We start from the raw sequence: 13,478 nt of genomic DNA, 5'->3' as shown, positions 1-13,478 counted from the left end.
CGGACTTCAGCGTCTAGCGCTTGGAGAAATCCACGTAATCGCGCGGCGTGGCGCCGGTGAAGAGCTGGCGCGGACGGCCGATCTTCTGGGACGGATCCTCGACCATTTCGGTCCATTGCGCGATCCAGCCGACGGTGCGGGCCAGGGCGAACAGAACGGTGAACATCTCGGTCGGGAAGCCCATCGCCTTCAGCGTGATGCCCGAATAGAAGTCGATATTCGGATAGAGCTTCTTCTCGACGAAGTACTCGTCTTCCAGCGCGATGCGCTCCAGCTCCATGGCGACCTGCAGGGTCGGGTCGTTGCGCACACCCAGCTCGTCGAGCACCTGGTGGCAGGTGTCGCGCATGACCTTCGCGCGCGGGTCGTAATTCTTGTAGACCCGGTGACCGAAGCCCATCAGGCGGAACGGATCGTCCTTGTCCTTGGCGCGCTTCACATATTCCGGAATCTTGTCGACCGAGCCGATCTGGTTGAGCATGTTCAGCGCCGCTTCGTTCGCGCCGCCATGCGCCGGGCCCCACAGCGAGGCGATGCCCGAAGCGATACAGGCGAACGGATTGGCACCGGACGAACCGGCCAGGCGCACCGTAGAGGTCGACGCATTCTGCTCGTGGTCGGCGTGCAGGATGAAGATCTTGTCCATCGCCTTGGCGAGTACGTCGGAGCCCTTGTAGTCCTCGGCCGGCACCGCAAAGCACTGACGCAGGAAATTCCCGGCATAGTCCATGTCGTTGCGCGGGCTGATGAAGGGCTGGCCGATGGAGTATTTGTAGGCGCGCGCCGCGATCGTCGGCATCTTGGCGATCATGCGGTGCGACGCGATGGTGCGCGCCTCCGGATCGTTGATGTCGGTCGAGTCGTGGTAGAAGGCCGACAGTGCACCGACCGTGCCGACCATGATGGCCATCGGGTGGGCGTCGCGGCGGAAGCCGCGGAAGAACTGGTCGAACTGGTCGTGCAGCATGGAATGCCGGCGGATCGTCCAGTCGAAATTCTCGAACTCGTCGGCCTTGGGCAGCTCACCGTGCAGCAGCAGGTAGCAGACTTCCATGAAGTTGGAGCTCTCGGCCAGCTGGTCGATCGGGTAACCGCGGTAGAGCAGGGTGCCTTCGCCACCGTCGATATAGGTGATCTGGCTTTCACAGCTCGCCGTCGAGGTGAAGCCCGGATCGAAGGTGAACAGGCCGGTTTCCGCATAGAGTTTGCGGATGTCGATCACATCCGGGCCGATCTCGCCGCTCAGCACCGGCAGGTCGACGGACTTGCCGTTATACGAGAGCGTGGCCGTGCCGTTCGGTTTGGCTTTGTTTTCCATCACGTCATCCCCTGGGTTCGCGGCCGCTTACGCGTCCGCCATCATCTGGTCCTTGATCCGATCGAGCGCTTCGCCGCGGCCCAGGAAGGCCATGACAAGCGACAGATCGGGGGCGGGGGCCCCGCCGGTCAGGGCCGCACGCAGCGGCTGCCCGACCTTGCCGAAGCCGACCTCCTCGGCTTCGGCGAAATTCTTCAGTTCTGCGGCCAGCGCCTCGTCTGTCCAGCCATCCAGATCGCTCAGACGGGTGAAGAGCCGGTAAAGACGCTGCCGGGCCTCGTCGTCCAAGGGTTTGGCGGCCTTGCCTTCCAGGCGGAACGGGCGGGGTCTGAGCAAGAAATAGCTCTGCCGGGCGAGTTCTTCCAGTGTCGCCGCCCGTGTCTTCAGTACCGGCATGGCGGCCAGAAGTCGCTCACGCGTAATCTGGGTATCGGCGATGCGGTCTTCAAGCACATCGAGGAAGGGCATCACCAGTTCGACCAGCCGCACGTCGGCGGCCCGGGCCATGTGGTGCCCGTTGATATGGTTCAGCTTGTCCAGATCCATGCGGGCCGGCGCCTTGTTCAGCCCGTCCAGCGTGAAGGCGGCAATCGCCTCCTCGTCGCTGAAGATTTCCTGGTCGCCATGGGCCCAGCCCAGTCGCAGCAGGTAGTTGCGCAGGCCTTCGGGCAGATAGCCCATGTCGCGATAGGCTTCCGCGCCCAGCGCGCCATGGCGTTTGGACAGTTTCTTGCCGTCCTGGCCGTGGATCAGCGGCACATGGGCAAAGACCGGACGGTCCCAGCCGAGCGCGTCATAGATCTGGCTCTGGCGGCCGCCATTCACCAGATGGTCGTCACCGCGCACGATGTGGGTGATGCCCATATCGTGATCGTCGACCACCACGGCAAGGTTGTAGGTCGGGCTGCCGTCCGAGCGCAGCAGGATCAGGTCGTCGAATTCCTTCGCGGCCCAGCGCACCGTGCCCTGCACGGCATCGTCCAGCACGACATCGCTGTCCGGCGCGCGGAAGCGCACGACGAAGGGCGTGCCTGCCGGGGCTTCACTGGCCGGGCGGTCGCGCCAGGGCGAGCGCAGGGCGCGGCCCTCGGCAAAGGCCTGGTCGCGCAGCACCTGCACCTCTTCGGTCGTGCAATAGCATTTGAAGGCCTTGCCGGCGGCCAGCAGCTCGTCGACGACCTCGACATGGCGCGGGGCGCGTTCGAACTGGGAAACGACATCGCCGTCCCAGTCCAGACCCAGCCAGGTCAGGCCCTCCAGGATCGCGTCGATCGCGGCCTGGGTCGAGCGGGCGCGGTCGGTATCCTCGATGCGAAGATAGAAGGTGCCGCCGTGATGGCGGGCGAAGAGCCAGTTGAAAAGCGCGGTACGGGCGCCGCCAATATGCAGGAAGCCCGTCGGCGACGGGGCGAAGCGGGTGCGGATGGGCTTGTCGTTGTTTTGCACGTGCGAATTCATGCTGCGCTGCGGGATGGGAAAGTCGTGTTAGCATGAATATCAGCTTTTGCGATAGACCGAAGGCTGCTTCGTGCTTCATCTCGCCGCAAGCTTGCCCCGACCGGCGGCAGGCCGCTTTAAAAAGCCGGTATTGAGCACCGGGACTGAAAATTATTTCAGTCCTGCTATCCTCTTCGCGCTCGGGCTGGCGGCGGGGGCATCCATGGCGCTGGCGACCCCGCTTTCCGCCGGCGTGCCGGTGCTGGCGGGCGTGATCCTGGTGGTTGGCCTTGCCGCTGTTTGGCGCGGCCCGGACCGGTTCCGGCGTCTCGCCCTGCTGGCGGCTGTCTTCGCCGCGGGGCTTCTGGCGGGGCAGATGCGGACCGAGGCGCGGATCGCCGGCGCGGCCGCCATTCCCGCGATCGATACGCGCAATGATGTGGTGCCGCTAACCGGCTGGCTGGGCGCGATCGAGCGCAGCGGCAGCGGCCGGCAAAGGCTGATGATCCGGGTTCCGGCCGAAGCGGAGACGCCTGGCTATTCGGTGCGGGTGCTGGGCGATCCGGGGGAATTGCGGCCCGGCGATCCGGTTTCGGTGGAGGCGGTGCTGTCGCCGCCGCGGCCGGCCGCGATGCCTGGCGGCTATGATTTCGCCTTTCACGCCTTCTTCGCCCGCATTGCAGCGACCGGCTATGCCGTCGCACCAGCGCAGCCAGGGCCACAGGTCGAGGCGGATCGTGCCCGGCGCTGGATCGCGCAGCTGCGCTGGCGGATGGCTGAGCATATCGCGCGGCGGCTTCCCGGGCGTTCGGGCGCGCTGGCAGCGGCCCTGCTGACCGGCGACCGCTCGCGGCTGGACCCGGCCGATGTCGACGCCCTGCGCAATGCGGGCCTGGGGCATATGCTGGCGATTTCCGGCATGCATATGGGCCTCTTCGCCGGCGGCGTGTTCTTTGCCGTGCGCATGATGGCGGCCGGGCTGGGCGGCTGGTCACGGCGCCACGATCCCGCCATCCCGGCCGCGCTTGCAGCCCTGATCGCCGCCGGGCTCTATCTCGCCGTGTCGGGCGGTGCCATTCCGACCCAGCGCGCCTTCATCATGACGGTCTCGGCGCTGGGCGCGGTCCTGGCCCGGCGCCGGGTGCTCTCCTTCCACACACTCGCCATCGCGATGACGGCCGTCCTCCTCCTGACGCCGGAGGCCGTCGTCACACCGGGCTTCCAGATGTCCTTTGCCGCCGTGGCCGCCCTGATCGCTGCAGCGCAGGTCTGGCAGGCGAAACGCCCGCCGCCGGCACCGCTCGATCCGGGCCGCGGCTTGCGGCAGTTCTTCGGCGGGCTGGGCATGACCAGCCTGGTCGCCGGTGTCGCGACATCGGGCTTTGCGGCCTTTCACTTTCACCGGATCGCGGCCTGGGGGCTGATCGGCAATCTCATCGTCATGCCGGTCTTCACCCTGCTGGTGATGCCGGCCGGCGTGCTGGCGCTCTTCCTGATGCCGCTCGGCCTGGACGGCGTGCCGCTCGCCCTCATGGGGCTGGGGCTCGATCTGGTTCTGACACTGGCCCACATGGTGGCGGACTGGCCGGGTGCGGAACGCACGATACCGTCAGCGCCGGGATGGGTGCTGGCGCTCTATGGCTGCGGATTTGCCATCGCGTGTGCTGCGCGGGGACTGTGGCGGGTGCCGGGCATCGGCGTGATGCTGGTCGCGATGGCGATCTGGGCGACCGGGCCGCGGCCGGACCTCTTCGTCACGCGCGACGGCGTCGTGCTGGCGCAGGATGAAGACGCGGAGGGCTGGGCGGTCAGCGACCGCCGGCGCGGCCGCTTTCCGGTGCGGGTCTTCCTGGAGGCCGAGGGCGAAAACGAACGGCCGGACCGGCTTGCACTGGCTTGCGATGGCACCGGATGCGCCGGGCAGACGGCCGGTGGAACTGTCTTCAGCCTGCTCGAGAGTCTCGATGGTCTGGCGGAGGATTGCCGGCTGGCAGGACTGATCGTGACGCGGCTGAACATCCCGGAACACCGGATCCGCAGCTGCGCCGCCCGCGTGATCGACGGCGGCGTGCTGGCACGGCAGGGCGGGGCGTTGATCCGGGAAACGGCAAGCGGCGAGCTCGTCATCCGCCATGTCCTGCCGCGCGATATTCGCTCACCCTGGCACACACGCCGGACGACGGAATCCGGGCATTTCAGATCGCCGGGTCATATCAGGTAGCCGGGTCATATCAGGTAGACTGGGGAGGGCGGCCCGACCGGCAATCGGCTGGCAGCAATCGGCCGCTAAATGGCACCTCGGCCCGCGCGAGACGGGCGGGCGAAGGCCACCGCAGACAGTGACCGGCCAGCACCCGCCAGCATCCGACGCGCAGCCGGCGCGGACGGTATTCGTTGAAGTCCGGGATCAACTGTCCCGCAGCACAGCTGGCAGCTTGCTTTCGCGGCTGACGCCGACAGCGCGACAAGCCATCAGGCCCAGAAGATCAGCGCGCCACAAAGACCCGCCTCCCGACCGCGAGCACGGTCTGGGAGCACGGTCTGGAAACAGCGCCAGAACCAGGTGCCTGCCCCGTCAGTGATACTTGCGGATCAGGCCGACCAGCAGCCCCTGCACCTTGACGCGGTCGGGGCCGAAGATTCGGGTTTCGTATTCCGGATTGGCGGCTTCCAGGGCGATCGAGCCGCCCTTTTTGCGCAGGCGCTTCAGCGTGGCTTCCTCGTCATCGACCAGGGCCACGACGATATCGCCGGTGTTGGCGGATTCGCAGCGGCGGATCAGCACGGTGTCGCCATCGAGAATGCCGGCCTCGATCATCGAATCGCCCTTGACCTCGAGCGCGAAATGCTCGCCGCCGCGGATCATGTCGGCCGGGATGGGCAGACGGTCGGTCTCGTGCTGGATCGCGGAGATCGGCACGCCGGCCGCGATGCGTCCAAGCACGGGGATTTCCACCGTGGTTTCGCGCTCGCTGTCTTCCGGCTTGTTGAAATTGGCGCGAACGACATTGGGGCCAAGATCGCCCGACGGCACCGGCGCCTTTGCGCTGGCAGCGGATTCGGGGAGTTTGAGCACTTCCAGGGCACGCGCCCGGTGCGGCAGACGCCGGATGAAGCCGCGCTCTTCCAGCGCCGTGATCAGCCGGTGCACACCGGATTTCGAGGCCAGTTGCAGGGCCGCCTTCATCTCGTCGAAGGAGGGCGAGACGCCCGTTTCCTTGATCCGTTTATGGATGAAGAGCAGGAGTTCGTTCTGTTTCCGGGTCAGCACGGCAGGCCCTCGTCTGGACGAATCCCGGCGCTGTTCAAGCCGGGAACAAATCAGGAATTCTGCCGTTTGTTCTATAAGTGTTCCTGATGCGCGTCAAGCGTCGCCGGGCGGGGTCATGAGGGCGCGGGTCGCGGCTGCGACATCCTCCTGTCGCATCAGGCTCTCGCCGACCAGCAAGGCCCGTGCTCCGGCCCGCTGCAGGCGGCGCGCATCCTCGGGCGTGAAAATCCCGCTCTCGCCAACCAGGAAACGCCCGGAGCCGACATGCGGGGCGAGGCGTTCGAAGGTTTCCAGCGAGGTCTCGAATGTACGCAGATTGCGGTTGTTGATGCCGACCAGCGGCGCGTTGAGATCGAGCGCGCGCTCCATCTCGGCATCGTCATGGACCTCGACCAGAACATCCATGCCCCAGCGTCCGGCCTCGTCGGAGAGCCGCCGGGCCGTGTCGTCGTCGACGGCGGCGAGAATCACCAGAATCGCGTCCGCGCCCAGCATGCGCGCTTCGGCGACCTGGTAGGTGTCGTACATGAAATCCTTGCGCAGGGCGGGCAGGGCGACCGCGTCGCGGGCGGCACCGAGAAAGGCATCGGCGCCCTGGAAGCTGGGACCGTCGGTGAGGACGGACAGGCAGGTTGCACCGCCCGCCTCATAGGCACGGGCGAGGGCTGGCGGATCGAAGTCGGCGCGGATCAGCCCCTTTGACGGGCTCGCCTTCTTGATCTCGGCGATGAGGCCCAGCCCGTCCGTGCGGGCGGCGGCTTTCAGCGCGTCGAGAAAGCCGCGTACCGGCGCGGCATCGCGGGCTTTCGCCTCGACCTCGGCAAGCGGGCGTTCGGCCTTGCAGGCCTCGATATGGGCGCGCTTGTAGGTGCCGATGCGGGCGAGTGTGTCGGGTGTGTCGGTCATGATCAGGCTTCACCCCGGGAAATGGCAATCATGCGGTCGAGCGTGGTGCGGGCGCGGCCGTCGTCAAGGGCTGCGGCGGCCAGGCCGGCGCCCTCGGCAATGGTCGCGGCCTTGCCGGCCACCAGCAGCGCGGCGCCGGCATTGAGCACGACGATATCGCGGAACGGCCCCGTCTCGCCGTCGAGCAGGCGGTTGATCGCGGCGGCGTTATAGGCGGGATCGCCGCCGCGCAGGTCTTCCTCGGACGCCAGGGCAATGCCGGCCTCGCCGGGATGAAAGTCGAAGGTGTCGATCCGGCCCTGGCGCAGTTCGGCGATATGGGTCGATGCGGTCGTGGTAATCTCGTCCATCCCGTCGGCGCCGCAAATGACCAGTGCGTGCTCACAGCCCAGATCGCGCAGCGCCTCGGCCATGGGGACCAGCCAGCGCCGGTGATAGACGCCCAGCAATTGACGCTTCACCCCCGCGGGGTTGGAGAGCGGTCCGAGCAGGTTGAACACCGTGCGCACGCCCAGGGCCTGCCGGGCCGGGCCGACATGGCGGACGGCGGAATGGTGCGCCGGAGCGAAGAGGAAGCCGGCGCCGGCCTCGTTCAGCGAGCGCTCGACCCGCTCCGGCCCGCAATCCAGATCGATCCCGAGCGCCGCCAGCACATCCGAGGAGCCGGATTTGGACGAGGCGGCGCGATTGCCATGCTTGGCGACGATGGCGCCGGCGCCGGCGGCCACGATCGCAGCGGCGGTGGAGATATTATAGGCGCCCTTGCCATCACCGCCCGTTCCGCAGGTATCGATGGCGCCCTCAGGTGCCGTGATCCGCGTCATGCGGGCGCGCATGACGCGGGCACCGGCAGCGATATCGGCGGGGGTCTCGCCCTGGGCCGCCAGCCCCATCAGGAAACCGGCAATGGCCGGATCGGAGGCCTCGCCGTCCATCAGCTCGGCAAAGGCGCCGGCGATGGCGTCACGGGACGGGCGTTCGGCCCGGCTGAAGGCCTGGAGGCAGGTCGACAGAAAACGCATGTTGAACAGGGTCCGGTTCGGAAAGGTCTCGGGGCAGGGCGGTCAGTCGGTCAGGCCGGTTTGCGCCAGCATCCCGTTGCGGCCGCCACGTATCGAACGCGCGCTCCGCACATCCACGCGCCGTTCACCGCGCGGGCGGCGGTGCGGACAGGAGCGGAGGATGTGGAACAGATCGGCATACGTGTCTGAAGACCGGTGATGAACTTCGCGAACCCGTTGCGAATAGCGTGCACAGGCGGGCGAGGCAATCGCCAGCCGCGCCGGAGCGCACCTAGGCCGCAGCCGCGTGCGGTTTGCGCGTCATGGCCAGGAAGTTGGCCAGAAGGTCGTGACCGTGTTCCGAGGCAATGGATTCCGGGTGGAATTGCACGCCATGCACGGGGCGTTCCCGGTGGGCCAGCCCCATGATCTCGCCATCGCTTGTGCGCGCGGTGACGCGCAGCACGTCCGGCACGCTGTCGGGCTTCACGGCGAGGGAATGATAGCGTGTCGCGGTGAAGGGATTGGCGAGGCCGGCAAACACGCCGGTTCCGTCATGCTCGATCGGACTGGTCTTGCCGTGCATGATTTCCATCGCAGAGACGACCTTGCCGCCGAAAACCTGGCCGATCGACTGATGGCCGAGGCAGACACCCAGGATCGGCAGGTCGGACGGGGCTTTCTCGATCAATCCCAGACAGATGCCGGCGCGGGCGGGGTCGCAGGGACCGGGCGACAGCACGATCCCGTCCGGGGCGAGCGCCAGGGCTTCCTCGACCGACATTGCGTCGTTGCGAATGACGCGAGTCGTGGCACCCAGTTCCTGGAAGTAGTGCACCAGGTTGAAGGTGAAGCTGTCATAATTGTCGACGATCAGAAGCATGGCTCTCTCCGGTTGGCGGAAATCTAGGCGGTCCGGCCCGTTGCGCCAATCCCGCGGGCTGTTTAACGCCGGTTTAAGCCCTTTGGAGCGTGGTTAACGCATGAAACCCGATCAGCGCCCCCTGATTCGCAGCACGAGCTCTGCCGTGCCGGCCTTGGCCGGCGCGCTGGTGGCGTTTGCCTATCTCGTTGGCGCTGTGGTGTTTTCCCTGGCCAGCCAGTCCGGCGAAGCGGATGCGGGCGTGGTGGAGCCGGTCATTGCCGTTGCAGATGCGGCGGTCGTGATTCGCGAGCCCGCCCATGCGCAGGGCGGTGCCAAGTCGGTCCGGACATCAGAAACCGCGCGCACCCGGATGGCCCCGGCGAGCAGCGATATCGACACCGTCGACGCCTTCCTGCCCACCGGGCCGCGCCTGGCGATCGTGATCGACGATGTCGGGCTGGATCTGGCCGCCGCGCGCCGCGTCATCGCCCTGGATGCCGGCGTCAGTATCGCCGTTCTGCCGTATGCCGCGGCTGCCGCAACCGTGTCGTCCGAGGCCTCCGCCGCAGGCCATGATGTCCTGCTGCACATGCCGATGGAGCCGGTGGGACTGGCCGATCCGGGACCGAACGCCCTGCGTGTGGGCATGAGCGACAGCGATCTTCAGGCGCGGGTCCGCTGGGCGATGAGCCGCGTGCCCGAAGCCGTGGGCCTGAACAATCACATGGGCAGCCGCTTTACCGCCGATCCGCGGGCGATGCGTGTGGCCCTGTCGGCCGTTGCCGACCGCCAGCCGCTGTTTCTCGATTCCCTGACGACGGGCGAGAGCCGCGGCCAGGCTGTGGCAGCGGGGCTGGGACTGAACGCGCTGCAGCGAGATATCTTCCTCGATCACGTCCAGACGCCGGCCGAGGTCACCGCCCGGCTCGACGAGGCCGAAGCGCTGGCCCGCTCGCGCGGCTGGGCGATTGCCATTGGCCATCCGCACGACACCACGCTGGATGTGCTGGAAGCCTGGATCGCGGGTGCGCGGGAGCGCGGCGTGGAATTCGTCACGGTGACGACCCTGTCCGGCCAGATCGCCCGCACTGCCACACCGACGGCCGACGCCTCAGCCCTGCAGTGAGTCTTCCGCGGCGCGGAACAGCGCGGCGGCCTTGTTGACGGTTTCCACCCGTTCCGATTCCGGATCGCTGTCGAGCACGACGCCGGCTCCGGCCTGGACGTGGATCCGTCCGTCCTTCACCACCGCCGTGCGCAGCGCGATACACGTATCCATGCCGCCATCGGCCGAGAAATAGCCCACCGCGCCGGAATAGATGCCGCGGCGATGCGGCTCCAGCTCGTCGATGATCTCCATCGCCCGCACTTTCGGCGCGCCGGACACCGTGCCCGCGGGAAAGCCTGCAAAGAGGGCCGAGACCGCGTCTTCACCCTCGGCCAGATCGCCTTCGACATTCGAGACGATGTGCATGACGTGGCTGTAGCGCTCGACGATCTCGCGCGAGGTGATGCGTACCGAGCCGGGCTTGGCGACACGGCCGACATCATTGCGGCCCAGATCCAGCAGCATGAGGTGTTCGGCGCGTTCCTTCGGATCGGCCAGCAGATCGGCTTCGAAGGCGTCGTCCTCGGCCGGGGTCTTGCCGCGCGGACGCGTGCCGGCGATCGGGCGGACCGTCACCGTACCGTCGCGCAGCCGCACCAGGATTTCCGGGCTGGAGCCGACAATCTCGAAACCGTCAAAGCGGAAGAAGAACAGGAAGGGCGAGGGGTTCAGGCGCCGCAGCGAGCGGTAGAGCCAGAACGGATCGGCAGGATAATCGGCGGAAAAACGCTGGCTGGGCACGATCTGGAAGGCGTCGCCGGCACGGATATAACCGCGCGCGCGGTCGACAGCTTCACGGTAGGTGGCATCGTCCTGGTTCGAGGTGAGTTCGCCGAGCGCACCGTCCGCGGCGGCCATGTCCGGGGTTGCGCCGGCAAGCGCATCCAGCGCCATCTGCATGCGCTCGACGGCGGCGTCATAGGCTTCGCGGGCGGAATACTCGCCGGGACGCACCGGGCTGTAGACCTGGATTTCCTGCTTCAGCGCATCGAACACGATCATGACGCGTGGCCGCAGCAGACAGCTTTCGGGCACGTCCAGCGGGTCCGGCGCGGCGTTTTCCGGCAGGCGTTCCAGATAGCGCACCATGTCATAGCCGACATAGCCGAACAGGCCGGAAGCCAGCGGCGGCGCACCGTCGGGCAGGGGACAGCGGGCATCCTCGATCACGCGCCGCAGCGCCTGCATGGGCGGTTCGTCGACAGGGGTGAATTCGCGGCGGGCCACGGCGAGCCCGCGCGCTTCGGAGACCTGGCCGTTGCGGCATTGCCAGATCAGGTCGGGATCGAGGCCGATCGCCGAATAGCGGCCGCGCCAGGCGCCGCCTTCCACCGATTCCAGCAGGAAGGTGTCGGCCCGGTTACGGGCGAGCTTGAGATAGGCGGCGACCGGCGTCAGCAGATCGTCCACACGCCGGGCCTGGAGTACCGCGGTTTCGCCGCGCTCGAACGCGGCGGCGACGGTTTCGAAGTCCGGCGAGACCGTCGCGCGTACGGTCATGGCTGGGCCGACTGGTCTTGGCCGAGGGCGCGAGCAAAAAGCTGGCGATCGACGGCGCCGTCATTCAGCCCGTATTCCTGCTGCAGGGCCTGCTGCAGCGAGATCAGGACATCGTCACCCATCTCGTTGGCGAGCTCTTCCTGCATCGTGGCTATCTCGCTTTCGGAGATCGCGCTCGTGTCCGCCGGAATGATCTCGTCCACGCGGACCAGCGCATAGCTGCCCGTACCGGTCTGGACGCTATCCCAGACGCCCGGTTCGAGGCTGAAGGCGCGGCTGACGACATTGCGGCCGAAATTCGGAGCCGTGGCGCTGCGCGTCGTGGTCGTGCTCTCGGTACGGCCGCCGGTCGTCAGGGCGACGACGTCGAGCGGTTCGCCGGCCTGCAGCTGTTCCAGCGCCTCGTCGGCACGGGCGGAGAGTTGCGTGTCGACCTGGATCTCGCGCCAGCGCGCCTCGGCGACATCGCGGACATCGTCCAGCGCACGCGGCGCCGACGGGATGATCTCGTCGACGCGGACGGTGAAATAATCGGTCTCGTTGTATTGCTCGAGATCGATGGCAAAGCCCTGGGACTGCTGGAACGCCGTCGCCAGGATATCGGGACCCAGCTCGGTATAGCGCTGCATGTCGATTTCCAGGCTCTCATCGCGGCCATACTGGTCGAGCGGCGCATAGACCTCGATCGGGGTGCCGGACTGGGCGGCGGCCTGTTCCAGCGTCGAACCGCCGGCGCGCGCTTCCTCGAAAGCGGCGATCTGGTCGTAGAGCGCGTCCAGCGCGTCGGCACGGGCGGCCTCCTCGCGCAGCTGCGGCAGCTGTTCCTCGAAGGTCGGCAGCTGCGCGTCTTCCGACATCGTCACGAGAACAGCATTCCAGCCGAACCGGCCCTCGACGGCGGCGGTCGCGCCTTCGCTCATGCCGAACACGGCCTCGGCGACCTGGCTGTCGGGAACCTCATAGGCTTCCACTTCTTCCAGCTCGACCGGTTCGCCCAGCCCCATATCGGCCGCGATCGCTGCGGCGGTCTCGCCGGCTTCCAGGCGGGAGGCGACGGTCTGGGCGGTCGCTTCGTCGGCAGCCGTCAGCTGCACGAAGGAGCGGCGGGCCGGCGTGCCCAGCTGGCCGGTCTCGACCTGGTAGTCATAGGTCTCGCGCAGCATCGTCTCGTCGATCTCGATATCGCGCAGGAAGTCGGCAAGGCGGAAGCGGACCAGGGTGATGGCGCGGAATTCCGGTGCCGTGAAGACCGGCAAGCCGTTGCGATCGGTCATGTCCTGGTTGTCGGCGATGAAGCTTTCCAGCTGTTCCTCGGTAGGATCCTCGATCTCGTCGGCGGTCGAGGCATCCAGCAGCAGCGCCGTGATCCGGCGGCGCTCGCGGCGCACTTCATAGCGGGTCTCGGCGAGGAATTCCGGCGCCGGAACGGATCCGGCCAGGGCAAAGATCAATTGCTGGCGCAGAAGATCGCCTTCCAGCTCGGAGCGGAATTGCGCTTCGGTCATGCCGTTATTCTGCAGCACGCTGATCATGGTGCTGTAGTCGAACCGGTCGGTGACCGGATTGCGGAAGGCCGTCTGGCGTGCGGCTTCGTCGACCAGCGCATCCGGCGAGATGGCGAGACCGAGCTCGCTCGCTTTCGCTTCCAGCGCCGCGAAGGTCGTCAGGCGCTGCAGCACCTGCTCGCCCAGACCGAATTCCAGCGCCTGTTCGCGCGTGATGTCGGGATTTTCCGTCTGGACGCGCTGCAATTCGCGTTCGAAGGCCTGTGCGACCTCGCGCACCGAAACCTGCTGATTGCCGGCGACCACGACCGCGGTCCCGCTGCCGGTGAAGATGCCGCCCACGCCTGTAAATGCAAAGGCGAGCACGATGAGAAGAATGATCACCAGGGCAAACGGCGATTTGGCGAAGGACCGGAATAGGGTCAGCATGGTCAGCAGGGCCTCAGATCAATGTCGCGCGGAAGGTAACGGGGCGGATTCAGGGTCGCAAGCGCCAGTCGCGGTTGCAGCACTTGCAGCGCAGCCGTCGGGCGCAGGTGCGGTTATTGCCCCGGACGCCGGAGCCGA

10 protein-coding genes are annotated in these 13,478 nt (G+C 67.1%); 2 read left to right on the top strand and 8 right to left on the bottom strand.

What is annotated here, in order from left to right; translation table 11 throughout:
• Window positions 1-13: 13 nt before the first annotated feature.
• Window positions 14-1,318 carry a citrate synthase gene (gene gltA, locus PKE71_RS09440; protein ID WP_271186717.1) on the bottom strand — a complete coding sequence of 435 codons (1,305 nt, stop codon included), beginning with the start codon at window positions 1,316-1,318 and terminating at the stop codon, window positions 14-16.
• Between the two features lie 27 nt (window positions 1,319-1,345).
• The gene (gene gltX, locus PKE71_RS09435) at window positions 1,346-2,776 is read right to left on the bottom strand and encodes a glutamate--tRNA ligase (RefSeq protein ID WP_373878805.1); all 1,431 of its coding nucleotides are present in this window, start codon (window positions 2,774-2,776) and stop codon (window positions 1,346-1,348) included.
• Window positions 2,777-2,978: 202 nt separating this feature from the next.
• On the opposite strand from gltX, the gene PKE71_RS09430 reads away from it, so the two are divergent.
• Window positions 2,979-4,976 carry a ComEC/Rec2 family competence protein gene (locus PKE71_RS09430; protein WP_271186715.1) on the top strand — a complete coding sequence of 666 codons (1,998 nt, stop codon included), beginning with the start codon at window positions 2,979-2,981 and terminating at the stop codon, window positions 4,974-4,976.
• Window positions 4,977-5,330: 354 nt separating this feature from the next.
• Here PKE71_RS09430 and lexA read toward each other — a convergent pair whose 3' ends face one another.
• The 4 genes from lexA to PKE71_RS09410 form a co-directional block, all read right to left on the bottom strand.
• The gene (lexA, locus tag PKE71_RS09425) at window positions 5,331-6,026 is read right to left on the bottom strand and encodes a transcriptional repressor LexA (protein ID WP_271186714.1); all 696 of its coding nucleotides are present in this window, start codon (window positions 6,024-6,026) and stop codon (window positions 5,331-5,333) included.
• Window positions 6,027-6,119: 93 nt separating this feature from the next.
• Entirely contained in the window at window positions 6,120-6,932 is an 813-nt protein-coding gene (trpC, locus tag PKE71_RS09420) for an indole-3-glycerol phosphate synthase TrpC (RefSeq protein ID WP_271186713.1), read from the bottom strand.
• Between the two features lie 2 nt (window positions 6,933-6,934).
• Window positions 6,935-7,954, bottom strand: a complete 1,020-nt coding sequence (gene trpD, locus PKE71_RS09415) for an anthranilate phosphoribosyltransferase (protein WP_271186712.1) — start codon at window positions 7,952-7,954, stop codon at window positions 6,935-6,937.
• 271 nt (window positions 7,955-8,225) lie between these two features.
• Window positions 8,226-8,816 (bottom strand): anthranilate synthase component II, encoded by a 591-nt coding sequence (locus PKE71_RS09410; protein ID WP_271186711.1) that lies wholly within the window; start codon window positions 8,814-8,816, stop codon window positions 8,226-8,228.
• A gap of 100 nt (window positions 8,817-8,916) precedes the next feature.
• Here PKE71_RS09410 and PKE71_RS09405 point away from each other — a divergent pair, with 100 nt between their 5' ends.
• Complete coding sequence (locus PKE71_RS09405; protein ID WP_271186710.1) at window positions 8,917-9,924, top strand: divergent polysaccharide deacetylase family protein; 1,008 nt, start codon at window positions 8,917-8,919, stop codon at window positions 9,922-9,924.
• On the opposite strand, the gene trpE is transcribed toward PKE71_RS09405, so the two are convergent.
• Both trpE and PKE71_RS09395 read right to left on the bottom strand, forming a co-directional pair.
• Window positions 9,910-11,406: an anthranilate synthase component I gene (gene trpE, locus PKE71_RS09400; protein WP_271186709.1), complete on the bottom strand. Its 1,497-nt coding sequence runs from the start codon at window positions 11,404-11,406 to the stop codon at window positions 9,910-9,912. The two genes, PKE71_RS09405 and trpE, sit on opposite strands and share 15 nt — an antisense overlap.
• Entirely contained in the window at window positions 11,403-13,340 is a 1,938-nt protein-coding gene (locus tag PKE71_RS09395; RefSeq protein ID WP_271186708.1) for a peptidylprolyl isomerase, read from the bottom strand. Before PKE71_RS09395 ends, trpE begins: the two co-directional genes overlap by 4 nt.
• Window positions 13,341-13,478: the final 138 nt, after the last annotated feature.

Origin of the sequence: Maricaulis virginensis (assembly GCF_027922185.1) — a bacterium.
Taxonomy (GTDB): Bacteria; Pseudomonadota; Alphaproteobacteria; order Caulobacterales; family Maricaulaceae; genus Maricaulis; species Maricaulis virginensis.
This window is presented reverse-complemented; position numbering and strand designations above follow the sequence as displayed.

Bases quoted from the DNA above. Each gene is read 5' to 3' on its own strand.
- gltA (WP_271186717.1), bottom strand. From the start codon at position 1,318: ATGGAAAACAAAGCCAAACCGAACGGCACGGCCACGCTCTCGTATAAC.
- gltX (WP_373878805.1), bottom strand. From the start codon at position 2,776: ATGAATTCGCACGTGCAAAACAACGACAAGCCCATCCGCACCCGCTTC.
- PKE71_RS09430 (WP_271186715.1), top strand. From the start codon at position 2,979: ATGGCGCTGGCGACCCCGCTTTCCGCCGGCGTGCCGGTGCTGGCGGGC.
- trpC (WP_271186713.1), bottom strand. From the start codon at position 6,932: ATGACCGACACACCCGACACACTCGCCCGCATCGGCACCTACAAGCGC.
- trpD (WP_271186712.1), bottom strand. From the start codon at position 7,954: ATGCGTTTTCTGTCGACCTGCCTCCAGGCCTTCAGCCGGGCCGAACGC.
- PKE71_RS09410 (WP_271186711.1), bottom strand. From the start codon at position 8,816: ATGCTTCTGATCGTCGACAATTATGACAGCTTCACCTTCAACCTGGTG.
- PKE71_RS09405 (WP_271186710.1), top strand. From the start codon at position 8,917: ATGAAACCCGATCAGCGCCCCCTGATTCGCAGCACGAGCTCTGCCGTG.
- trpE (WP_271186709.1), bottom strand. From the start codon at position 11,406: ATGACCGTACGCGCGACGGTCTCGCCGGACTTCGAAACCGTCGCCGCC.
- PKE71_RS09395 (WP_271186708.1), bottom strand. From the start codon at position 13,340: ATGCTGACCCTATTCCGGTCCTTCGCCAAATCGCCGTTTGCCCTGGTG.